The sequence below is a fragment of the Embleya sp. NPDC059213 genome, from assembly GCF_042754445.1.
In the GTDB taxonomy this organism is placed as follows: Bacteria; Actinomycetota; Actinomycetes; order Streptomycetales; family Streptomycetaceae; genus Embleya.
Map to the genome: position 1 here is coordinate 1 of NZ_JBHZAV010000027.1, position 23,392 is coordinate 23,392.

General features: G+C 72.8%; 16 protein-coding genes. 4 read left to right on the forward strand and 12 right to left on the reverse strand.

Features of this window, described 5'->3' with window-relative positions:
- Nucleotides 1-56: 56 nt before the first annotated feature.
- Nucleotides 57-605, forward strand: coding sequence for a helix-turn-helix domain-containing protein (locus ACFXMF_RS13295; protein WP_360310128.1), 549 nt, complete (start codon nucleotides 57-59; stop codon nucleotides 603-605).
- 94 nt (nucleotides 606-699) lie between these two features.
- On the opposite strand, the gene ACFXMF_RS13300 is transcribed toward ACFXMF_RS13295, so the two are convergent.
- The gene (locus ACFXMF_RS13300) at nucleotides 700-1,566 is read right to left on the reverse strand and encodes an alpha/beta hydrolase (protein ID WP_360310126.1); all 867 of its coding nucleotides are present in this window, start codon (nucleotides 1,564-1,566) and stop codon (nucleotides 700-702) included.
- A gap of 109 nt (nucleotides 1,567-1,675) precedes the next feature.
- Between ACFXMF_RS13300 and ACFXMF_RS13305 the strand changes: the two genes are divergently transcribed.
- Nucleotides 1,676-2,155 carry a CGNR zinc finger domain-containing protein gene (locus ACFXMF_RS13305; protein WP_379991209.1) on the forward strand — a complete coding sequence of 160 codons (480 nt, stop codon included), beginning with the start codon at nucleotides 1,676-1,678 and terminating at the stop codon, nucleotides 2,153-2,155.
- 582 nt (nucleotides 2,156-2,737) lie between these two features.
- On the opposite strand, the gene ACFXMF_RS13310 is transcribed toward ACFXMF_RS13305, so the two are convergent.
- Nucleotides 2,738-3,184 (reverse strand): hypothetical protein, encoded by a 447-nt coding sequence (locus ACFXMF_RS13310; RefSeq protein WP_360310122.1) that lies wholly within the window; start codon nucleotides 3,182-3,184, stop codon nucleotides 2,738-2,740.
- Nucleotides 3,185-3,931: 747 nt separating this feature from the next.
- On the opposite strand from ACFXMF_RS13310, the gene ACFXMF_RS13315 reads away from it, so the two are divergent.
- On the forward strand, nucleotides 3,932-5,566 hold the full coding sequence (locus tag ACFXMF_RS13315) for a hypothetical protein (protein WP_380018092.1): 1,635 nt from the start codon (nucleotides 3,932-3,934) through the stop codon (nucleotides 5,564-5,566).
- 609 nt (nucleotides 5,567-6,175) lie between these two features.
- Here the strand turns inward: ACFXMF_RS13315 and ACFXMF_RS13320 are convergent.
- The 3 genes from ACFXMF_RS13320 to ACFXMF_RS13330 all read right to left on the reverse strand — a co-directional run bounded on the left by ACFXMF_RS13320 (nucleotide 6,176) and on the right by ACFXMF_RS13330 (nucleotide 8,958).
- Nucleotides 6,176-7,132 carry a zinc-binding dehydrogenase gene (locus ACFXMF_RS13320; RefSeq protein ID WP_360310118.1) on the reverse strand — a complete coding sequence of 319 codons (957 nt, stop codon included), beginning with the start codon at nucleotides 7,130-7,132 and terminating at the stop codon, nucleotides 6,176-6,178.
- Nucleotides 7,132-7,659: a VOC family protein gene (locus ACFXMF_RS13325; protein WP_379988986.1), complete on the reverse strand. Its 528-nt coding sequence runs from the start codon at nucleotides 7,657-7,659 to the stop codon at nucleotides 7,132-7,134. The genes ACFXMF_RS13320 and ACFXMF_RS13325 overlap by 1 nt, the downstream gene beginning before the upstream one ends.
- 63 nt (nucleotides 7,660-7,722) lie before the next feature.
- Nucleotides 7,723-8,958, reverse strand: coding sequence for an amidohydrolase family protein (locus tag ACFXMF_RS13330; protein WP_379988985.1), 1,236 nt, complete (start codon nucleotides 8,956-8,958; stop codon nucleotides 7,723-7,725).
- Nucleotides 8,959-9,029: 71 nt separating this feature from the next.
- Here ACFXMF_RS13330 and ACFXMF_RS13335 point away from each other — a divergent pair, with 71 nt between their 5' ends.
- Nucleotides 9,030-9,566 carry a PadR family transcriptional regulator gene (locus ACFXMF_RS13335; protein ID WP_360310112.1) on the forward strand — a complete coding sequence of 179 codons (537 nt, stop codon included), beginning with the start codon at nucleotides 9,030-9,032 and terminating at the stop codon, nucleotides 9,564-9,566.
- Here the strand turns inward: ACFXMF_RS13335 and ACFXMF_RS13340 are convergent.
- The 7 genes from ACFXMF_RS13340 to ACFXMF_RS13370 all read right to left on the reverse strand — a co-directional run bounded on the left by ACFXMF_RS13340 (nucleotide 9,482) and on the right by ACFXMF_RS13370 (nucleotide 22,897).
- Nucleotides 9,482-10,549: an FAD-linked oxidase C-terminal domain-containing protein gene (locus tag ACFXMF_RS13340; RefSeq protein WP_379988988.1), complete on the reverse strand. Its 1,068-nt coding sequence runs from the start codon at nucleotides 10,547-10,549 to the stop codon at nucleotides 9,482-9,484. The genes ACFXMF_RS13335 and ACFXMF_RS13340 overlap by 85 nt on opposite strands.
- A gap of 200 nt (nucleotides 10,550-10,749) precedes the next feature.
- A complete protein-coding gene (locus ACFXMF_RS13345) occupies nucleotides 10,750-11,046 on the reverse strand; it encodes a hypothetical protein (protein WP_360310108.1) in 297 nt (98 codons plus the stop codon).
- 113 nt (nucleotides 11,047-11,159) lie between these two features.
- Nucleotides 11,160-11,606 (reverse strand): TIGR03618 family F420-dependent PPOX class oxidoreductase, encoded by a 447-nt coding sequence (locus ACFXMF_RS13350; RefSeq protein ID WP_360310106.1) that lies wholly within the window; start codon nucleotides 11,604-11,606, stop codon nucleotides 11,160-11,162.
- Nucleotides 11,607-11,747: 141 nt separating this feature from the next.
- The gene (locus tag ACFXMF_RS13355) at nucleotides 11,748-18,698 is read right to left on the reverse strand and encodes a hypothetical protein (protein WP_379988983.1); all 6,951 of its coding nucleotides are present in this window, start codon (nucleotides 18,696-18,698) and stop codon (nucleotides 11,748-11,750) included.
- Between the two features lie 73 nt (nucleotides 18,699-18,771).
- Nucleotides 18,772-20,136: a hypothetical protein gene (locus ACFXMF_RS13360; RefSeq protein ID WP_379988981.1), complete on the reverse strand. Its 1,365-nt coding sequence runs from the start codon at nucleotides 20,134-20,136 to the stop codon at nucleotides 18,772-18,774.
- Between the two features lie 120 nt (nucleotides 20,137-20,256).
- On the reverse strand, nucleotides 20,257-21,798 hold the full coding sequence (locus ACFXMF_RS13365; protein ID WP_379988980.1) for a hypothetical protein: 1,542 nt from the start codon (nucleotides 21,796-21,798) through the stop codon (nucleotides 20,257-20,259).
- Nucleotides 21,799-22,195: 397 nt separating this feature from the next.
- On the reverse strand, nucleotides 22,196-22,897 hold the full coding sequence (locus ACFXMF_RS13370) for a hypothetical protein (protein ID WP_360310096.1): 702 nt from the start codon (nucleotides 22,895-22,897) through the stop codon (nucleotides 22,196-22,198).
- Nucleotides 22,898-23,392: the final 495 nt, after the last annotated feature.

Consider the following 23,392-nt stretch of genomic DNA (forward strand, 5'->3'; position numbering starts at 1 on the left):
TGCCGGGCCACTGGCCACGCCGGCGTCGAACCCACAAGCCTCTGGAGTCGTCCCCCATGGCATCACCCGTCGCAGCGATTTCGGCCGCGGTTCGCAGCGAGCGACAGCGCAGGGGGCTGTCACTGAGCGAACTCGCCCGCCTCGCAGGTCTGAGCAAGGCCACCGTGTCGCAACTGGAGGCCGGTACGGGCAATCCGGGAGTGGAGACCGTATGGGCGCTCAGCGTGGCGCTCGGCGTCCCGTTCAGCCGGCTGGTCACACCGCCGCGCCCCGCCATCCGCATCCTGCGCGCCGACGAGGGGAGCCCCACCCACGCGGAGGAATCCGACTACACGGCCACACTGCTCGCATCCTGCGCGCCGGAAGCGCAGTGCGACATCTACCGGATCCGCGCCGAACCCGGCAGAGCCCGCCGGTCCTCACCGCACCTGCCGGGAACGATCGAACACGTCGTCCTCACCGCCGGACGCGCGATGGCAGGGCCTCTCGACCAGGCCGTCGAACTCGACGTCGGCGACTACGTGAGCTACCGCGGCGACATCCCCCACGTCTTCGAGGCCCTGGCACCGGAAACCAGCGCCGTATTCGTCCTGGAACAGAACTGAACGGAACCGATCACCCCTGCGGCCGGTGCGGCCCGTGCGGGTCCACCGGCGGCCGGGTGCTTCGCCCGGTATCCGACGCGGCCCCACCGGGCTCTCATCGCAGCACCCGCCCGAGGAAGCCGTGCAGGTAACCCGCAACGACGTCCAGGTGGCTCTCCAGCAGGAAGTGACCGCCGTCGACCAGATGCACCTCCGCGTCCTTGGCGTCCCGGGCGAAGGCCCGCGCGCCCGCCGGGCCGAAGATTTCGTCGTTGCGGCCCCACACCGCGAGCACCGGGACCTCGCCGGCACGCAGGAATTCGTGCAGCAGCGGGTAGAGCGGGCGGTTGTTCCGGTAGTCGCGGAACAGCGCCAGTTGGATCTCGTCGTTGCCCTCGCGGGAGACGAGGGCGAAGTCGTGCTCCCAGGTGTCCGGGCTGACCAGGCTCGGATCGGGCACACCGTGCACGTACTGCCAGCGGATGGCGTCGAGGCTCAGCGCGGCGCGAACGGCGGGTTCGGTGTCGGGACCGGGGTTCGCCCCGTAGGCCCAGACGTCGGTCCAGAACGACTCGACGAAACCGTCCTCGTAGCCGTTGCCGTTCTGGGTGACGAGGGCGGAGATGCGTTCGGGGTGCTTGAGCGCGAGGCGCCATCCGATGGGGGCGCCGTAGTCCTGGACGTAGAGGGCGTAGCGGTCCAGGCCCAGCTGGTCGAGCAGTCCGGAGGTGAGTTCGGTGAGGGCGTCGAAGGTGTAGGTGAAGTCCTCGACGAGGGGGGCGTCGGAGTGGCCGAAGCCGAGGTGGTCCGGCGCGATGACGTGGTAGTCGTCGGCCAGCAGCGGGATGAGTTCGCGGAACATGAACGAGCTGGTCGGGTAGCCGTGCAGCAGGACGATCGCGGGGGCGTCTGCGGCGCCGGCTTCGCGGTAGAAGATCTCATGGCCGTCGACGGTGGCGGTCCGGTGGTGCACCGAGCGCATTCTCTAACCCCTTCACGTGTTTGATCCGGTTAGCTTCTCGTCATGCAAGCACGAGTGAGCTAACCTGTCAAACGACTCGATCTGGTTAGTCGGAAGGGAGCGGCACCCGATGGACACGCTGCTGGACCTGCTCAACAGCAGGCCACTGGTCAACGGCGAGGAACAGGACGCGCTCGGCGATCCGGCCGGAGGCAGACGCTGGGCGCGGGAGCACGACGGCGAAGGCAGCCTCGCGGAATTGGCGCTGCTGCGTGAAACGCGGGACATCCTGCGGGACGTAGTGCGCGGAGACAGCCCGCCCACCGCATTGTGCCCGCTGCTCGAAGGCGTCCACCAGGTCCCGGAACTCACTTCGGATGGTCTTGAGTGGACCGTCAAGACTCCCCCGCACGCCCGCCTGGCCGTCGAGGTCGTTCTCGCCTGGGCCGCCGCCGAGAAGCAACTGCCCGGCCGGCTACGCGCCTGCGCCAATGACGAGTGCCAACTGTTCCTGCTCGATCGCAGCCGCGCCAACCGCGCCCGCTGGTGCTCGATGGCCGCCTGCGGCAACCGCGAAAAGGCACGCCGCCACTACGAACGCACCCGCTGACCCGTCCCGGGCGAACGCCTGGACCATCTCGTCGATGTCGGTGTGGTCGGCCTGGCGGGGTGCGTTCAGGTCGCCGAAGGGAATCGCCGACGGCGCGAGGGTCTGCCGGCCGCCGTCGTCCGCACCCAGGGAACCGTTCCGCCCGGCCCCCGTCCTGGGGAGTTGGTGTGCATCCTTCCTGCGGGCGGCCTGCGGTTGCATTCCGGGGACGGTGCGACACCCGGTTGGGGATGGTGACGTTCCGCCGGCGCAGCGGGCTGGGCACGGTCGAACTCTTTACCTTGCGGGTGAAGTGGCCGGTCGGCAGGGCCGATTGGGATCCGTGACCGGTGATTGGTTCGACACTGCCGTCCGGGTCGGGCCGTGAGCCGTGGGCGATGCGGGCCGTGGATCGGCCACGGCCCACACCGAGGTCGCGTCGGTTGCGGATGGCCGTCAGGAGTTTCGCCGTGGCTTGGGGGGACTCGACCGGGAAGTGGTGGCTGCCGAGGTCGACGGGGACGATGTCGAGGCGGTCTCCGTAGCGGTCGATGGCGGCCGGATCGAGTGTTCGGGTGGGTGCCGGGCGTCGTTCGGGGGGAGTCAGCCGTGGTTGGGGCGGCAGATGCGGGCCTGGGGGGAATCGTCCTTGCCGCCGGCGAAGCGGACTCCGAAGCCGCAGGCGGCCCAGGGGTCGACCGCGTCCGGTCGGGAGGTGACGCGGTCGGGTCGTGTGGGGGGACGGTCGACACGGCCCGAGGTGCCGGATCCGCGGGGCGGCTGGGGGGATCCGGCCGGTCGGGTGTCCCCGCGCGGGTCGGGCGGCGTGGTGGACGGCGCCGGGGGCGGGGGTGTCGCGGGGCCGGTCGGGCCGAGGGGGAGGGTGGCGGGTGGCGGGAGCCGGGGTGTGCCGGCGTCGGGGAGAGGCGCGCTGTTCGCGGCCAGGGCGGGATCGAGGGCTTGGGTGGGGCCGGTGGCCGGCGCGGTGTCACAGGCGGCCAGGAGCAGGAGCAGGAGAGCCGTCGCGGCGGCCGGTCGGGTGATATGCACGTATTCCTCCGTGAGCACGAGGTCTGTCCCGTAGGGGGTAACGCGCGGACGCTCGGGGAGTCACTCGGGTGCCGTGGTGGCCTCACGGGGCGAGTCGCTGATCGCGGTGGATGGTTCACGGGGTCGGCGGTGCGACGTCGACGGACACGGAATCGGCGGCGTGGTGTCGACGGATTCGGGGTCGGGGTTCGGGGTCGGGGCTCGGGCGTCTTTCGGCGCGGGGCGGGCGCGGCGGGCCGGCCGTTCGGTGTCGTCGCCAACGCGATCGGGCGACCGATCCGTTGCCGGGGCGTGGGCCGCTCGTTGAACCGGTATCGCGAGAGGCGCGGGCGCCGACGGTGCGGGAGCCGAGGGCCGGGACCACTCGATCGACGACAGCGAGGAGCCGACCGTGGCCGAGAGGATCGTCCTGGTCGCGGGGTCGGACCCCGTCTCCCCCCGGGACGTCGGACCGAAGACGTCGGACGGGGGCGTCGACGCGCGGGACGGTCCCGAACACGTCCGACCGGAACAACCGCCACCCGGCCGGACCCGGCGCGATGCCCCGCGGCCCCGTACGCGTCCCGCCCCACGAAGGCGAAGCCCCCGCGCGCCGGGACGTCAGGCGCCGCAGTCCGCGCGGGGCGGCCTTCCGATCCGGGCCACCCGCGCGCCGTCCGGCCCCCGCCGGGCCACCCGCGCGCCGTCCGGGCCTCGCCCATGCCACGACCGCACCCGCCCCAATCGCCCGAGAACGCGGGAGAACCGTTGACCACCCACGCCTCCGCCGTCCCGGCCACGCCCTTGTTCGTCATCGAGTACCCCCAGGACGGCACCGCGACCGTGGACGGCACGCCCGTCCACGTTCCCGAGGGGACGCAGGCCCGGCACGCCGCCATCGACGAGGTGCGCTTCACCGCCTCCCTCCTCGACCGGCCCGTACGCGCGATCGACATCGATCCGGACGGCACGCACTACCCACTCCTCGTCGACCCGGACGGGACGCTCACGTTCCTGGCCGAACCCCATCCCGATCCCGAACCCGACGACGAGGCCCCCGACGACCAGGCGCACGCCCCGACGTTCGGGGAGGACGCCGCGGCGACCGACGACGACGAGTTCGACGGGCAACGGGCCGACCCCGACGGACACCTCACCCACGAACACGATCCGTACGAGACGCCGGACCCGCCCGAGACCGCCCCGCCGCCCACCGGGCGGCCACCCTCGACCACGCCCGCGCGCCCCGGTCGCGCACGGCGGCGTGCGACCCGGTCCCTCCCCCGCGTCACCCCGGCCGCGATCGGCCTCGCGATCGCCGCGGCGGTCACGGTCGCCGCGGTCCTGGCGTGGCCGGACGACGAACCCGCCGACCCCGGACCGGGCACGACCTCGCGTGCCGAGACCGCCGCATTCACCTCCCCGGCCGGCTGGCAACGAACGTCCGCCTGGACGCGGTCGATCGCACCGCCGGGAGCCGGCCGCCCGAGCGTGGCCGCGCTCGGGAACGTCCTGGCCGTACTCACGCCGGACCGTCGCGTCGCCCTCCTCGATCCCCGAGACGGGCGGATCGAGGAAGCCGGCGAACCGCTGCCGGCGGGCCATCTCGCGCTCCACGCCACCGGCGACCCGACCGCGCCGGTACTCGTCGCCGAGACCCGGGACGGACTCGTGGTGTGGCCCACACATGGCGGCCCCCGCCCCTGGAGCCCGCCCGACACCGTCGCGCTCGCGCCCGGCGCCCGCGTCAGCTACGCCGGCGCCCTCCCCCTGGTGACCGGACCCGACGGATCGGCCGCCGCGCTGCGCGGCGGCGTCCTCGTCCCCGTCCGGGTGCCCCCCGGAACCGTCGCGATGGCCGCCGACGCCACGCACGTCCTCGCGGGACGCGCCGTCGGACCCTGGGAACTGCTCGGCTTCGACGGCACGACACGCGGGGTCGCCCCGGTCCCGCCGCACCCCGGCGCGCGCATGCTCCGCGTGGCCGGCGGCGGACACGGGTCGGTCGCCGTCGTGTGGTCCGGGCCCCGGGACGACACCGAGACACTCGCCGTCCACGACTCCTCCTCCGGCCGGGTACTCGCCCACGCCGACGCCCCCGCCGGATCCCTCTCGAACACCTGGATCCGCTCCGACGACGGCCCCCTCGCGGCCCTGGGACCCGTCGTCGTCGACCTCGCCGAAGGACGCGCGTCGGTCACCCCGGGCGCCGTCGCCCGCTCCGTCGCCGGCGATCGCGTCTACGGCACCCGCGAGGGCCACCCCGTCGCGTTGACCGTCCGCGGCGCCCTCACGATGCCGGACCACACCGCCGTCCCCTGGGCCGTCAACACCGGCCGCGCGCTCCTGCTCACCGGGAACGAGGACCGAACAGTCCTGCACGCCGTGGAACCCGCCCCATGACCGAACACACTTGGCACAGCCCGGAAACCCGACACCCACCCCACCGGACACACGGAACCCCGAACCCGGTGCAGACACGAACCACCAAACCTTGCCCGTAACCGCGTACGCCGCCTACCGGTCCCTGGAGACCGTGCCGGCCCCCACCGAGGCGATGTCGGGCTACGGCCTCCCCGTCGCGGCCTCCAAGGCGTCTGGCACCGCAGCGACCACCACGTCCCGACCGCCGTGGGCTCCCGGACGCCGACACCGGAATGGCGCACGTTCCGCAACCAGTACACGGTCTCCGACAGATACCGCGACGCCGACGGAATCCGCCGCGCCCCACGCCACCCGACTGCGCGGCGACCGCTACGAACTCACCCGCATGGGCGGCACCGCCGTCCTGACGTGGCGCACCCCGACCGACCCGACACCGACACCATCACCGACGCCTGGCCCGCCCGCCCCGACCACTCCGGTGCGAGGGCACGATCGCCCGGTCCGCCCCCGGCCACGCGGACGCCGAGCCTCGGCGACCCGCATCCGTTGCGGTCCCGGCGCAGCGGCGGGCCGTGGAGCGTGAGGCGCGTGGCCGGTGAGGGTGGGGGCGCGTGTGCGGGGTTCCGCTCAGGGTTCGAGGACGACCTTGATCGCTGCGGCGGCGGGGTCCTGGGCGACGGCGAAGGCGCGGGCGGCTTCGTCGAGGGGGAAGCGGTGGGTGATCAGGACCCGAGGCAAGTCGGGTACGGCGCGCAGGATGTCGGTGGCCTGTGCGAACTCGGGTGCGCCGTGGTGGTGTCCGTACATGAAGGCGGGGACGATGGTGATCTCTTTCATCTGGGTCGTGTAGTCCATCGCCACCGGCGTCCAGAACGTGCCCAGCAGGCCGAGGGTGCCACGTGGCCGCAGGTGGGCGACGGCCAGGTCGAAGGAGGATTGGACGGCGGCGGCGTCGAGGACCGTGTCGTATTCGCCGGTGGCGCGGATGCGGGCGCCGAGCGCTTCGCCGGCTTCGGCGCGGTGTGGCCGCGGTTCGGTCAGGTCGACGTCGGCGCCGAGGTGGCGGGCGGCGGCGACGGCGCACAGTCCGATCGGGCCGCCGCCGATCACCAGCACGCGCCGGCCGGCGGTCACGCCGGCGCGGTTGAGGCCGTGCAGGGCGACGGCGAGCGGTTCGACGAGGGCGCCGTCACGCGGGTCGACGCCGGCGCCCGAGGTGTCGACGAGCGGGAACAGCGCTCCGGGATCGACCCGGACGCGTTCGGCCATGCCGCCGTCGATCGCGACGCCCAGCAGGCGTTCGCCGCCGGTCCGGCAGAGCTGGCCGGCCCCGGCGGCGCACTGGTCGCAGGCGTCGCACGGAAGGTACGGGCGCACCGCGACGGGGGTGCCGTCGGGCAGCAGGCCGGCGAACTCGTGGCCGGGGGTGACCGGGGATGGGCCCATCGCCATCAGGTGCAGGTCGCTGCCGCAGATGGCGGTGGAGACGACGGTGACCTCCACCGGCGGCACCCCGTTGCGGTCCGCCGGTTCGGGAACCTCCAGGACCCGGATGCCGTCGGCGGTGTTGCGCACCGCCTTCATCACAGGGTCACCTCGCGAACCGGGTCGGTGCCGTCCCAGTCGCGGGCGGCGTCGCGCATCATGGCGAAGAAGTCGCCGTGCAGCGTGCTCTCGTAGGCTTCCGCGACCGAACCGCCGTGCCCTTCGGTGGGGAAGTACGCGAACCGCGCCTGCGGCCCGGCGTCTCCCCAGTGGTACGGCTCGACGCCGGCGTCGGCGAAGCGGCGCACGTACGCGTCGTATTCGGTGGTGAAGTGGCACAGGTGGTGCAGCCCTTCGCCGTGCTCACTGAGGAACTCCGTATAGGCGCTGGGCGCTTCGGGATTGAGCTGCTGGATCAGTTCGATCTGCAGGTCGCCGGAGTAGGCGATGCCGACCGCGATGCGCGCGTCGGTGCGCGTCCCGAGGTAGTAGGTGTTGACGATGCCGGCGTCGGGGAAGTGGAAGAACGGCCCGACGCCGAGGTTCTCGGTCCAGTGCCGCATCGCCGCGCGGACGTCGCGGACCACGTAGCCGAGCTGGTGGATGGAGCCGATCGCGGTCGCCATGGAAAACCTCCGTGCTGCGGTTCTGTCTTGTGGGTACGGGGGTGCCGGTCGGGGCACGTGTGGTCAGCCGGGGAACTGCCCGTGCACGAGTTCGCCGCCTTTGAGGACCGCCCGGGGCGTGCCCTCGGCGAGAACCGCGAGATCGACGGTGGGATCGGCGTCCAGGATGAGCAGGTCGGCGAGCTTGCCCGTCTCCACGGTGCCGAGGTCGGCGGCGCGGCCGACCAGTTCGGCACCGTTGCGGGTGGCCCAGCCGACGATCTCCGCCGGGGTGATGCCCGCGTGCTCGGTGTAGAGGCGAAACTCCCGCCCGTACAGGCCGTGCGCGAAGCCGACCGCGCCGTAGTCGTCGCCGAGGACGAACCGCACGCCGGCGGCCTGGGCCTTGGGGATCGCCGCGTACATGCTCTCCAGGTCGGCGCGGATCGCGTCCGCCGCGAACCCCAGGCCGGCACCCATCACTTCGAGGAAGTGCTTGGGAAAGTGCAGCGACGGGACCACGAACGCGCGGGTGTCCACCAGCGCCGCGATGACCTCGTCGTCCATCTCGTCGCAGTGGTCCACGATGTCGATGCCCAGCTCCAGGGCCATCATGATGGCGGGCTTGTTGACCAGATGGGCGCGCACCAGCGCGCCGCGCGAGTGCGCGGTCTCGATCGCGGCGGCCAGCTCGTCGCGCGTCATCTCGATGCGGTCCTTGGGCGCCGTGGTCCCGTGCCCGCCGGTGACGAACAGCTTGATCACCTCGGCGCCGCGCTTGATCTCCTCGCGTACCCCGTACCGGAAGCCCTCGGCCCCGTCGCACAGCCGCACCGCGCCGGGCGCGGGCATGCCCCAGTGCCACGGCACCCCGTCGTTGGCGTGCCCGGTCGTCGACAGTTCACGACCGGAGGGCCAGAACCTGGGGCCGGGCGTCATCCCGTCCTCGATCGCCCGCTTCACGCCGCCTTCGACCTCGTTGGCGGCGCCCGCGCCGATCACGGACGTGTAGCCGTGCGCCAGCGCGGTGTCGAGGTTCTTCGCCGCGATCAGTGCCTGGTACGAGGGCGGGTATTCGTTGCCGTACGGCACGTTCGGCCGCGACCCCAGCTCGTGGTAGGTGGCGTGGAAGTGGCAGGTGAACATGCCCGGCATGACCGTCCGCCCGGCCAGGTCCACGACCCGGTCTCCGTCCCGGGGCACCACCGTGCCGGGCGTGACCGCCGTGATGCGATCGCCCTCGACGACCACGGTCCGCCCCGCCGCAGACGGATTGACGCCGTCCAATACGGTCGCGTCGGCCAGAATCAGTCGCTCCATGAGTGGCACCTCCACGCGATCCGATATAACTGGGATACATATATGCCATGCATGTTGAGGAGGCAAGAGCCGTGACCGAATCCGCACCCCTGCCGCCGCTGACCGAGACCGGGTGGACCGCGCTCGGCTTCATCGTGCTGCAGCCCCGCTCCGGCTACGAGATCAAACAGGCCGCGCTCGCCCAGGTCGACGCCTTCTGGGGCGTCAGCTACGCCCAGCTCTACCCGCAGCTCAAACAACTACAGGACCTCGGCCTGACCGAGCCGCTCGGCACCTCCGGGCCCCGCAACCAGACGATCTGGCAGGCCACCGACGCGGGCCGCGCCGCCCTGCACGACTGGCTGGCCGCCCCGCCCGGCCCACCCCGGCTGCGTGACGAGGCGCTGCTGAAGCTCACCTTCGTCGACACGCTGTCCTCGACGGACGCACTCGCCCTCATCGCCCACAAGCGCCGCGAATTCCTCGGCTGGATCGCGTACTTCGAATCCGAAGCAGGCACCGCCACCCGACCCCTGCTCCGCGCCTACGGCCTCGGCCAGGCCCGGGCCGGCCTCACCTGGTGCGACCACGCGGCAACCGAACTCGCCGGCGGTTCAGCCCCCGGGTAACACGGCCGCCCACACCCTTTCGTCCCCGAACATCGAATGCACCCCGCGCCGCGTCGGCAGCGCGGGGTACCCGGCTCGCATGCGGTGGGGAGACCGCCCTGCCATCGGTTGTCCATCGCGAAGACTTTGCCCGGCTTGAGGATTCCTGCGGGATCGAGGGCCCGCTTGACGGCGCGATGCATGTCCGACACGAGCGGGTCCGACTCCCGGTTCAGGCCGGACCTCCCGGGTCCGTTGTACCGGCCGACACCAGCTTTCCGGGCAACTCTCTCCCGAAACGTATCCCCGAGCAGCGGCAGCCGCCCACGTTCTCCGGGCACGGACACGACACCCCAACATGGCTTCCACCGGCGGGAGTTCGCCGCACGATCCGCGCGCCGACCACATCGGACCGCGGCTTCGTCCTCCGAGGTGCGACATCGCCGAGGAGCTCCTGTCGACCCCCGATGGCCGATCTGCGGGGTGCAGGGGTGTCCGAGATCATCCGGCCCGGCGGAGCCGTCATGGTCGGGGTGGATGCACGCACCGCGCCGAGTCCGCCTCGGCCGACGGCACTTCGCCGACCCGGGCCGTGTGAAACGGGCAGACGGCCTGACGCGGACACGCGCCTCACGTCGTCGGCCGCGCGGCCGAACTGCCCGCCGCCACCCCCGAACCGCCGCTCCGGTCGAGCGACTCGTCGGCCGGCGCGCGTCGTGGCTCACGGTCCTGGGCAGGGGGAGCCGCCGAAGTGCTCCCGGGCCGAGTCGCGGACCTGGACCGACTCGAAGCCGTTCGCCTGTCGGCCGACTCCGGCCGGCGCGCCGGTCACCTGCGGAACGAGCCCCCGAGCCTGGCAACCAGGACCGCCAACAGCACCACGGCCACCCGTAGTTTCCGGTAGCGCGAACACCGGGGCGCCTTGTTCCGCATCCCGGGCGCTCCCGTCGACTGCGTTCCGCACGCCGCGGACGGCACCGTTCGGCGCAGCAACCCGACGTCATCCGGGCCGTGTCGGGGTGGCCCCGGCTCCAACACCGCAGATCGGCGGGCACCCCGCGCCCGCCTTCCGCCCCGGGCACCCCTGCCTCCGCGCGACAGGGACGCACCGCGAGCGGCGACCGGCCATGCGGTCTTGGCCGCGGTCTCGACGCTTTCCGCCGCGGGAGGGCAGGCACGGCCTCCCCCGCTCGTCCGCCCTCGGTCAGGCGCCTCGATACCTCAGGTAGGTCTCGATCTCGCGAGTGATGTCGTGGTCTTCGTCGGCGGCGAAGGCGAACGGGCGCAGCGCGCGGCCCAGGTGGTGCACCTCGGCGGCGTCGCCGTCTCGTCCGCCGGGGCCCGGGTACACGTGCGGTTCGAGCAGCGACGCGTACAGGACGGCGCCGTGCCGGACACAGGCGAGCGTCTCGGCGCCGAGCTGATCCACGACGCGGACCGCGTCGGCTGGGCCCTCGCAAGGAACCGGGTCGTCGTCGTGCGCAGCGGGGCAACGTTCCACGAGCCGACGCTACCGCTCCCACCGAACATCGCACACCCGTACGAGCGTTCAAGTCGTCGACAGTTTCCGCCCGGCCGAGTCGCCGAAGCGTTCGAGGCGACGCAGGAAGTCCTTCAGGAAGCGGGGACGGGGCCGCCGGGCCGGAATCGTTCCACTCCGACGATGTGCCGCACCTTGAGCGGGCGCACGATCACCGCGATGCGCCGCTCCCCCGGCATGGTCCACTCGAAGCGGTCGACGCCCAGGTACTTGCGGGCCAGTACGTCCATCCGGTCGTGCGCCTCCCGACCGTCGACGAAGCGGGCCACCACGCCGCTGATCTGCACGCGGTCGAAGGGGTCGGCGGTGTCCGCGTGCGAGAGGTAGACGCGGGGGTCTCGGCGCAGGTTTTCCTCCTTCACCCGACCCGCCGAGGTGTTGAACGTCAACTCCCCCTCACCTTCCAGGTCCACCCACATCGGGCTGACCTGGGGGGCTCCGTCGGGGAACACGGTGCCGACGTACCAGATGTTGGGGGCTTGCAGCCGGGCGCGGACGGCCTCGTCGAATGTCACGGTCATCCTGGGACGCTACCCGACCGGGGTCGACGGATGGCACGGAGAGGCCGTGAAATCCGATGGGAGAAGCCGATACCGCGAGACCGCCCGCACACACCTGCACCCGCACCCGCACCCGCACCCGCCCGCATCTCGGCGTCCGCGTCAGGGAGTTCCCGGGTCGCGGAAGGCCAGGGTGGCCGCATCGGACCAGGGGCCGCCGGCCTGGAGGGTGCGGGCGCGGACGCGAACGATGTAGTAGCCGAACCAGTTCGTGGTGGCGAGTCGGGTCGTGGCGGCCGGGGCGTCGGCGGAAGTCGGGGTGACGGTGGTCGTGGTGATCGTGCGGGCCGCGCCTTCGAGCGGCCGGCCCAGTGCGTCGCGGTCGCGGATGGCGACGACCTCGTAGTGGAGGCCGGGCGGCAGCGGGCCGATGGGGGCCGTCCAGGAGACCGACACCGGGTTCTGCTTGGGCGGGAGCCCGTAGGCCCGCGCGTCGCGGACGGCCCCCAGGACGACCACCCCCGTGGCAGGCGCCCACGGCCCGGTGGTCTGCGGAGTGGCCAGCCGCACCTGGGCCGTGTACTCCTCCCCCGGCGCGGGCCGGCGGCCGTCGGCGCGGCGCAGCACGAGGCCGCGCGCGGTGATCGCCCGGGCCCGTCCGACCTCGGCCCCGCCGCACGACAGCACCGCCTCGTAGCCGAGTTGCACGACGGCGCCGGCCGGCAGCGGGCCTTCGGAGTTCGTGAGGGTCAGGGTGGTGCGCGCGGCGTCGGCGACGATGTTGGGTGGGTCCGTCCACACCAGGGTGAGTTCCGCGTCGTCGGCGGTGAGTTGCGGGGTGAGCGGTCGCGGCAGGGTGACCAGCAGGAGGCCGGGCGAGGTCGTCCACGCGCTGGTGTTGCCGTACATCTCGGCCCGCACCCGGATCCGGTAGGTCGACCGGGTGTGCAGGGCGCGTCCGTCGGCGAGCACGACCCCGCGGGCGTCGGTGCCGACGATTTCCTTGCCGCCGCCGACCGCGTAGGGGCCCGAGCCCGGGGAGGAGTCGACCAGTTCGTAGGTGTAGGTGGGTGCCGCGGGTGCGCCCGCCGGCGTGGCGACCGCCGTCCACGACGCGGTGACCGTGCCCAGGTCGTTGCGCAGTTCGGCGCGCGCGGGGGCGGCGACCACCCAGGCGTTGAACACCCGGCCGGCCCATCCGCTCATTCCGACGCCCGGGTTGTTCACCCATACATGGACGTAGTACGCCCGCCCCGAGACCGGCGCGGGCGAAGGGCTCAGCGTGACACGCCCGTTCAGGACTCCGGTGGAGGTGGCCACGGCCTTGTTGGTGGTCGGGTCGACCACGGCCACGTCGCACGGCACCGGGGTGTTCCAGGCGATCGTCAAGTCCCCCGCGGACTGCGTGACGGACAGGATCGTCGGCGCCGGTTGCGACAGGACGGTGTACGGCACCCGCGGGCTCCACGCCCCCGGGAAGTGCCCGTGCCCGAGTGCCTGCGCCTGTACCGTGTACGCGCCCCGCACCGGCTGCGCGAGCGGGACGGCGCTGCCGGCGGCCACCGGCAGCGGCACCGTCAGCGTCGGGGCCGAGGCCGGCCTCACCTCGTTTGCGAGCATCACGCCGTTCGGGTCGAACACCCGGATGACCACCTGCTCGGTGCCGGCCTGCGGCGTGCCGGTCGCGACGAGCTGCGAGCGCCCGTAGGCCAGGGTCGCCGTCGGCGGGGCCGGCTTGCTCAGCACGAGCGGCTCGGACCACAGTCCGCTCAGGGGGCCTCGGATGCCCCTGACCCGTACCGGATAGTCGCCGGGCGGCAGCGTGTTCGGGTCCAGCGGCAGTGCGCCCTGGAGCACCAGGCCCAGGTTGCGGCTCGCCAGTTGGGTGCCGTCGGGGCGGAACACGGCCAGCGTGTACCCGGCGGCGCGGCTCGCGCCGGCCCAGCGCGCGGCGACCGTGCCGTTGTCGTAGCCGGCCTCGTGCAGCGCCGGGGTGCCGATCCCGCCGTTCGTGCCGGGCCCGCCGTGGCTTGCCGCGTCGGAGACGGCCTTCGCGATGGCCGCCGCCAGCGTGGCGACGGTCGCCGACCCCAGGATGCCCCCGGCTCCGATCGTCGCGAGCACCAGCGCGGCGGCCTCGACCCCCTCGACGGCCGCACTGGTGATCAGCCCGTCGCACAGCAGGACGGTGGCGACGTCGAGGGCCTCCTCCCCGACGACCAGCGCCAGGAACAGGGCGATCTTCGCCGGGTCCGCGAGCAGTGCCCGGGCGAACTGCGCGGCGGCGCCGCGGATCCCGTCGGCGAGGACGCCGGGAAGCCGGTCCCACCGGGTGGTCGTCGGGACGTGCACGGCGAACGCCGGGAAGGCCGAGGTGAGGAACGGGGCGTCGGCCCCGACCAGGGTGAGGGAGCATGTGCCGGTGAGGCTGAAGACGAGGTCGTCGCCCACCGCGGTCACCGCGGGCGTCACCGTGTACGAGGTGTTCACCGCGTGCCGGGCGACGAGCTTGCCCAACGGCCCGCACAGCGACAGGGATTCGGCGTCCGCGAGCGCCTTGATCGCCGACACGAAGTCGACCAGGTTCTCCGCGAGGCCGAACGACGGCCACCCGTCGAGCGCGAACTCGGCACCCGCGCCCGCCGGATGGGTGCTGTAGCGGAACCCGCAGGCGAGCGGCCCGAACGGGGGAAGGGAACGCAGGGACGTGAGCCGCCCGGTGAACACCCGTCCCCCGTCGTGCCCGGGCGCCACGGACACGGACGCCACCGCGAACGCCTCGCCCAGGAAGTTGATGCCCGCCGACAACCGCGCCGTCGCCGAGGGCCCGGTCTCGAAGCCGAGTTCGGGGCCGCCCTGGTACGTCCCGCTGCCGCCGGGGCGGGTCGTGCCCGCCAGCGACATGAACCCGAGGTCGAGCGGCGCGTCCAATACCGCGGTCGCCGCGACGCGGTCCCACTGGCCGGTCCTGGGGTCGCGCAGGACCGTGACGATGGCGTGCAGGTCGAGGTCGGCGATCAGGCGCACGGTGAGCCGGGCGTCGATGGTGTACCCGTCGCGCGGCACCGTGCCGTCGGGGGCTCGGAGCGTGGCGCCCGGGTCCCGGTCCGCCTCGTAGTACGAGATCCGGGTGCCGGACCGGAGTCCGACGTCGATGAGCGTGCCGGGCCGGGTCGCGGACGTTCCGGTGAAGCACTGGGCGAGGAACCCGGCGAGCGACCAGTCGGCGGCCAACGAGACGTCGTAGAGCACCGGGACGCCGTCGCGGAGCACGAGCCGCGCGGCGCAGTCGAGCCGCCGGTCCGGCTCGCCCGTGCGGGGTGCGGGCCCGAGCAGCACCCGGCCGCGGATCATGACCGTCGACGTCTGCGGGACGGCCGGGCGGCCGGGCGCGGCCGGAACGGCCCATCGGTAGGCGATGTCCGCACTGAGGTGTTCGAGCGCCAGACCGCGCAGCATGAACGGCGCCGGCACGGTGTCCGCGGTGCCCTGTCGGACTCGGGTGGTGAGCCCGGCGGCGTCCGCGACCAGAGTCACGTCGAAGGCGTAGGTGCGCCCGAAGATCTCGACCAGCTCGACTCGACCCGCCAGTTCCACCCGATCGGCCAGGGCCGGCCGGTATTCGACCCGGATGCCGCGCGGACGGTCGGGGGTGTGGGTGAGCCGGACGGTGCGCGCGATCGTGATGTCGGGCAGGTCGGCGGTGAAGACCGTGCGCGAGGGGTCGGCGTGTTCGATCATCGCCGTCAACCACAGTGTCGGCGTCGCCGCACCGATGCCGATCTCCAGCAGGTGCGCGAACAGCGCGGTCCGCGCGAAGTCGATCCGCACGGCGCAGGCCACCCCGGTGGACAGTGTCAGCGCCTGGTCGCCGAGATTCTTCAGCGGCGCCGGCGACAATCCGGCGCGTTCGAGCAACGGCGCGGTGGCGCGGCTCAGTTCGCCCAGGGTGGTGCCCGCGAGATCCGACACCACCAGATGTGCCTCGCCGACCCGCAGCCGGTCGTCGACCTTCCACGCGGCGGGCAGTATCGAGTCGAACCGGAAGCCCGCGCCGACCACCAGCGACACCGCGTAGTGCATGCGCCCGCCCTGCCCGGGGCGCGGATCCGGGGCGAGGTAGACAAAGGCGTTGCACGCGGGGACGGCGCCCTGCCGGGCCAGTTGCCCCGACAACATGAGCTGCGAGGTGGTCGCGTTCAGGTGGAGCGAGGCGGAGCCGAACGTCGACGGCGCCAGGCTGCCCGGCGCGACGGCCCGCCATCCCGTGCCCGCCGCGGGGGTACACACCCCGTCCGTCAGCGCGGCGATCGACACGCGCGGTGCGTCGGCGACCGTGACCGTGCCGGTGAGCACGGTGGGCGCGGACGCCGCGCCGAGCGCCAGGGTCACCGCGGCGCGCAGCCCCGCGTACTCCAGTGTGCCGGTCACGCTCGCGCTCGCGGCTGCGGCCCGGCTCGGCAGGTCCAGGGTCGCGCCGATCGAGGTCACCGGCAGTTTCGCGGCGCCCAGCGGGATCCGCCACGCGTCGAACTCGGCCCGGCCTTCGAGGTGGAGCGCGCCGGTCTCGGGGATCGCGCGGATCTCCGCGGCGGTGAGCGTGACGCGGTCCGAGAGCCCGCGATCCTTGGCGCCCGACGGGAGGGCCAGGGGCGTGCGGTCCGGCGCCGCCACTGCGGCGGCGGTCTCGGCGACGTCCAGGACCCGGTCGCCTGCCAGGCGTCCGGTGAATTCCCACGGCCGGCCCGGAGCCGGCTTGACCGCGCCCAGCCGGATGTCGGTGGCGCCGATCGCGAGCGTCCCGAACACGGCGGCGACCACGGTGTCCGCGGTGACGGGGTAGGCACTGCGCACCTCGGCGGTGACCCCGGTCAGGGCCAGGCGGCCGGGAACCAGCGTCCATGCCTCGGGGGCCTCCACCGCGAAGCCGAAGCGGGCCAACGCCCCGCCCGCCGCGCCGGAGAACGCCAGCGCCACCCGGCACACGTCGAATCCCTTGGCGAGGGGCAGGGCGGCGGGCAGCGCGGCACGCGCCCGCGGGCCGGCGAGCCAGCCGTCGAGCGCTTCGAAGCCGGGCACGTGCACGGTGTGCGTGAATCCGGCCAGCACCTGCCAGCCGCCCGCGAAGTCGTTCTTCACGGCGGTGACGTCCACCGGGCTGCCGCACAGCGTCAGTTCGCCGTCGATGGTGCCGAGTACGCCCACCGGGTCGGTCTCGGGATCGAACACCAAGGCGGCGGAGACACCGCGGACCGCGAGTTTGCCGTCGATGATCGTCCAGGCGTCGGCCGACTGTTCGAACGCGAGCGAGAGCTGCGTGAGCGTGAGGGTCCGCGGGTCGAGGGCCACGGCCAGCCGGGTCAGGGTCAGTGCGCCGAGCGTCGCGATCCCGGCGGGCAGCACCGTCGGGTCGCCGCCGAGCAGGGCCAGCGCGTGGCCGATCGAGGGCAGCCGTACGGGGGTGTCCCGGTCGAGCACGAGCGTCCACGGCTCGTCGTCGCGCGCGGGTACGGGCAGCCGCATGTCGAACGCGGGCGCCTGCGGCCCGGAGCCGAGCGCGGCCCGGCCGCGCAGTGCGCCGGACACCGTCCAGGCGCCGGCCGCGTCCCGAACCGCGGTCAGGTCGACGGCCCAGCCCGACAGCGTCAGCAGGCCGCCGAGCACCGGCCACGCGCTCCCGCCCGGCTGGGCGATCGTGCATGAGACCTCCCGGAGTTCACGCGCCACCGGGTCGACCAGCAACGCGATCGCGCTCACCGAGGTCGGCCGTCCGGCGTCGACCAGTGTCGGCGGCAGCGCGGCCGTCAGCCGGGCGGCGTCGAAACCCGCGAGGCCGTCCAGGCGGGCGAGTTCGGACAGCAGCCGGCCCGCGTCGTCGGCGATCTCCACCCGCCACGGGCCGTTCGCCGGCACCGTCGCGCGCACCGCGAACGGCTTTCCGCCCAGGGTCACGGTGCCGGAGATCGCCCCGGAGAAGGCGACGGAGATTCCGGTGGGGTAGGCGGGCGCCCGGATGACCGTGACGGCGAGCGTGACGCCGGATATCGCCAACGCGCCCGGTATCAGCGTCCATTCGCCCGCGCCGAAGCCGAGCGTGACGGTGCTGCGGCCCGCCTCGTCACCGGCCGGGGACACCTGCTCGGCGTAGCCGGTCACCGTGGCCCCGGCGAGGTCCAGCAGTGACGTGGGCAGCCGCTTCGCGGCGGCGTCCGGCACTCCGCACAGAGCCAGTGCCGCGCTCGTCGAGCCCGCGTTCGCGAGCGGGCCGGTGATCCGCAGCACCGGCCGGCCGGCACCCGAAGTCGGCAGATCCACCGAGCACTCGACCGTGGCGCGACCCACTCCGGTGCTGCCCTGGACGATCAGCACGTCGGCGGCCGGATCCCTCCCGCACTCCAGCCGCAGCCTGCCCGAGCGCACCGTGCTCGGGCTCTGCCCGAAGCGTGCCGCGGTGAGCGGGCCCAGCGGGGCCTCGCTGCCCCATTGCAGCGACGGCCGCACTCCCGGGACGGTGGCCACCACCCGCCCGCCGATCCGGACCCGCTGCACGCCGGTGTCGCCGGCCGCGCCGCCCACCGGCCGCAGGTCGCTGCGCACCGCGAGGGTCGCCTGGAAGTTCAACCCGGCGCCCGGATACAGAGGGAAGAAGAACGCCGGGTCGACGTGCGCGTGCGTGGTCGCGATGAACACGGCGTCGGTGAGCGGCAGATACTCGAACCTCGACTCCATCAACTCGGGGAACGAGTCGGTGAATTGCCAGTCGGCGGGCGGTCGCGCGGTCCACGCGCACCGGAGGCCGCGGTCCGCGGACACGGTGAAGACGAGGGAGACCTCGGTCAGTGGGTCGCCGGTCAGCACGTCGGAGGTGCCGGTGAGCCGGAGCACGCCCGCGTCCACGCTCGGGGAGCCCGCCGACACGAGGGTCGGCATGGCACCCGCGGACAGCCGCAACTGCCGGTTGAGCGTCTGGCGCAGCACGTCGCCGGTCGGCCCCGGCACAGTGGTCGCGTCCAGCCGGTAGGCGAAGGTGCCCGGTGCGGCGGCCGGGCCGCGGGTCGCGACCAGCCGACCGCGCAGCGCGTTCAGGATCTCGGCGTCCGTGGGGTCGGGCATGGCGGATCGGTCCTCACATGGGGTCGGCGGTGCACACGGCAGGGGTTGGGGCGGGGAACGGCCGGCGGGCGGGTCAGCCGTAGACCGGCTTCGGGCCGGCCCCGAACCTGTCCCGCTTGAGTGCGGCGAGGGTGAAATTGCCTGTGTCGAACCCGGCCCCCGTCGGCGCCTCCCGCTTGGCCTGGTCGTAGCGCCTCAGCGCGGCCGGCACGTCGAAGTCGTCCACCCACCGCGGCGGGCGCACGGCCCCGAACACCAGCCGGCCCCGGTCGTCGTCGTAGCGGTACAGCGCCGACCACCGCACCGCGCTCAGCAGCTTGGCGCTGCCGCGCGTCGCGGTACCCCGGCCACGGACACCGACCGCGCACATCCAGTACGTCAGTTCCAGCGGATACGTCTCCGGCGGGAACGCGAACGGCGGTGCCAGCAGGCCCCGCGCGCCGCGCACCTGCGGCGGGGGCGCCAACCCGTCCACCGCCAAACCGAGATCGTACGGATCCAGGTGCTCCTTGATGCGCCACAGCGCCTCGTTGCCGGTCCGCGCCACCAGCTCGGCCATGTCGTACTCGGACAGCACGTGCACGCACACCTCGCTGTCGTCCTCGAACCCCGGCCGCGAGTAGATGACCAGCGTGTCGCCCAGTTCCTCGTCGTCGGGCAGGGTCAGCAGGACGAACCGGCCGACGACCTGGGCGGCCACCTCCTCGCGGACGAGGTCGGGCAGCCACGGCGCGTCGTCGCCGGGCAACGCGGTGGTCGCCAGCGACCGCAGCGCGAGCTGATACGGCTCGGCGTGGGCCAGTTGCGCCGGCGTCACGGGCAGCGCGAGCACCAGGTTGTCCGGCGTGAGGCAGTCCCCGACGGCGTCCGGGGTGAGCAGCCCCGGCGGGACCTCGGCGGTCAGCACGGCGGCCTCGGAGTACCGGAAGTCGGGGTCCGAGGCCCACAACGCCCCGTGCGAGTGCGGCACGTACAGGTCGTCGATGCTGCGCACATCACCGTCGGTGAGCAGGGAGTTGAACGCGTACAGCGGCACGGGGATGTTGCAGGCCCGGGCGTTCGCCGGGTCCACGAGGTCGACGAAGTACTTCTGCGTCCGGTCGAAGACGTACGGCTGTCGGTCGGCGACCCGGCCGCCGAACGCCGCCGGGGTGATCGGCGTGCCGAGGAACGTGAACTGTGCGCACTGGAGGTAGCCGACATATCGGAAGGCGGCCGGGTCGGTGCCGAAGCCGCGCTGCTGTTCCCGATACTCGGCGGGGTCGAAGTAGGCGCGGACGACCACCGATTCGGAGAATCCTTCGTCGAAGCCGATCCAGTGCGGGCCCTGCTTCCAGTACGTGGTGCCGAGCGTCGCCTCGACCTCCGGCTCGGGAAAGACGCCGTCGAGGCGATATCGGGGGTTCCCCGCATCGGGCTGGACCAGGGTGAACGGCATGGCGACTCCAAGGGGACCGGGCGCGCATCGCCCGGGCGGCAGCGGCCGCGCGATCGCGGCGAGCAGAGCGAGCAGAGCCGGGTCGGGTGCACGAACAGGACGGAGAGAACGAACAGGCGATCAGAACTCGGTCTCGTGCACGAACGGGCCGATCGGATAGATGTCCCCGGGCCCGGAGTTGCGCGGCTCCGTCGGCCGTAGGGTGGTCCGGGTGCGGTCGAGATTGGTCAGCGTGCCGGTGCCGTAGACCTGGACGACCAGGTCCGGGTAGTCGTTGTGATCCGCCGCGCGCAGCGCCAGCACCGACTCGTCGACCGGCCGTACCACGATGTCCCCCATGATCGGCGCGTCGTGCAGGTTCACGCCGAACCTCTTGGTGCTGCCTTTCGAGGTGACGACCACGTCCGCACACTCGGTGACGTAGGTCTGGACGATCGAGTTGGTGATCCGCGCTCCGGTCAGGTCCACCCACTGCGGGGTCACCCTGTCGTTGGTGCGGTTGATCACGTGCTGCGTCGGGTGGTGGTGGAACAGCGAGCGGAACCCGCTGCTGATCAGGAACAGCATGGGCTGGACGGAGGCCAGCAGCCGTACGTCGTTGCTGGACTTGCTGCCGTGGTGGTTCGCCTTCATCACCGTCGCGTAGCCCGCGCTCGCAGCCTTGTCCTTGCCGGGCCGCCGCTTGTGCGGCATGGGGAAGAACCGCACGAGGGCGTCGCCGACCGGGGATTCGACGTCGGCGTGCGCGGTGAAGGACTTCAGCGCGTCGTTGGGCAACAACTGGGCCGCCTTGTCGTTGTTGCCGCGGTTCCCGCCTGCGGGGCCGCCGTCGCCGGCGATGTCGCCACCCATGAAGAACCGGAACGAGCCGTACGACAACATCCCCACGATGGAACGGTCGTTCTGGTCCACCGTCTTCGTCTTGGACGACACGACGACGTTGCCACCGTACGGCTTCTTGCGCACGGCCTGGCCCGACGCGATCACCCGGAAGGAGATGCGGATCCCGCTCGCGGAATTTCCGAGCCAGACCTCCGCCGTGTCGGTCTCGGTCCCGGCCTGCGGATCCCACACCTTGGTGTAGTCCTCGTCGGTGTCCAGGCCGCCGGGGAAGATCGCGACCAACTGCGTGCGTTCCTTCTTGGGTTTGCCCGTCATCGCCTCGTTGATGTCGGTCTGGAGCGCGATGAAGCCGCCGCTCATCCCGGCCCGTTTGCCGGCCGCCTGGTAGACGCGTGCCGGGTGCATGTTGCGCACGAGTACGGTGGAGCCCGGCTTCTTGCGCCGCTTGAAGATGCTGCGCAAGCCGTCCATGTGGTCCGCGTGGTAGTGGCTGATCATCACGTAGAGGTTCGGCTGGTACGCCACGGACGTGTCGACGACGCCGTGCGTGCTCAGGTAATCCACCACGTCGCCGCCGAACTCGTCGTTGCCGCCGTCGATCAGCAGCGCCTTGGTGACCGTCCCCTTCAGCGGGATGTCGTAGTGCACGGCGTAGGGCACATGGTCGATCGGCTCGCCGGGATCGGGTAGCGCCGCGTTCTTCGCGCGCGCGGCGTCGATCGCCGCCTTCACCCGGACCGGGTCGCGGTTGATGATCAGAACCGAGTCGCCCTGGCTGACGTTGATCTGATGGATCTCCAGGCACGCGCTCATGGACACGACGCACTCCCCCCACGCCTCGCGCCGTGTGACCAACGCGAGAACACGTTCTCCCACTCCCCGGCCCGACCCTACCGCGCGCGGCCGCCGGTCGCCCGTAATCCGGGTGTGGGGTGGGGAGTTGACCGAGACGCGAGTATGCCGCAGAGCGCTGCGGCGGCGCCCGGCGAGACGTCGGCACGCAGGAGGACACGACGAAGTGGTCCGCCGGTCGGGCCGGTTCGGTGCGGACCCGAAAGACGAACACCTCGTGGTCGGTGGCCACCATGGCGTACCGGACGCCCACCGGTAGCCGCAGGCACCCGAGTTGCCCTCCGCCCCGACGCATGGCGTCGAGTCGGAGTCCGGTTGGCCCGCGGTCTGTGCGGAGGTCTGTGTCACATGATCGACGTGCCGGTCAGGAGCGGGCGTTCGCGGGCGGGGTGGCGGGCGGGGTGCCGTTCAGGAGCGGTGCTTTCGGCATCGACGTGCGCGGCACCTCGAAGCGCGCGAGCCGGGTGTAGGGGGCGATGCACTCCGGCGGGGCGCTGCGGTCGGGGAGGCGTACGTCGAGCCTGAGCCGGTTCCCGTTCGCGTACAGGCGGGCGCCCTCGGGGTCGAGGCAGCCCGCCTCGACGGTCACGGTGACCACGACGTTGCGCGCGAAGTCGGTGGTGGGCACGGGTTCGCCGGGACGTTTGGACGGGTTGCCCGCGAACACGGCGGCCAGGACGTTCGCGTCCTGGGTCGCCGATTCGGCGACGGCGAACACCTTGGGGAGGCCGCGAGCGTCGGCGAAGGAGACGGTCCGCGTGTCGAGGCGGCCGTCGGCGGGTGTGGCGGGGGCTGCGGTGCGCGATGGTGCGGTCGTCGTCGTGGCCGGGGTCCCGGCGGGGGTAACTGTGGGCGAGGTGGGCGAGGTGGCGGTGGGTGGGGTGACGGGGGCGGTGACGGGTGTGTCGGACACCGTCGGTATCGAGGCCCCCGCCTCGGGCTTGTCGTCGTCACCGTCGGCGAACAGGAACCACAGTGCGATCCCGATGCAGACGGCGGCGATCAGTGCGGCGGTGACGACGTAGGTCGTCCGTGCGGCGGGTGGTCGCGCATTCGACTCTGCCATGGTGATGTGACGTCGGCGGGCCGTCCGCGGTTCCGCGTCCACCCGACCGCCCACGACCACCATCGCCTCGGGGCCGCCGCGGAGTTGCCTCGGCACACCGAACGACGCCCGTCCGCCCCCACGGGTCGAGGTCGGCCCGCGACATCCCGGTATGCCCACCACAGGCCGACGCCCGACCGCAGGCAGCGGTTTCCGGCCGGGTCCCTGCCGGCCTGCCGACCGGGACCACTCCACGCGCCATCGGCTCCGGACCACCGTCACAGCCGATTCCTCCACCGGTGTGGCCGCCACGGGGGCACGCGCGTGCCGGGCGTGGGTGCCGGGGCGGCACGCGAGCACCACGGCCGACTGCTGCCCGGCGCACCCGGGACACCCGCACGGCGGCGGGGATGCGCCATCCGCCTGTCCGCGGCGCGCCCTCGCCCGACACCCGACGCCCCGGATGGCGTTCGCACGGAGCGGTCGCACGGCGATGTCCGGCGATCGCCTTCTGTG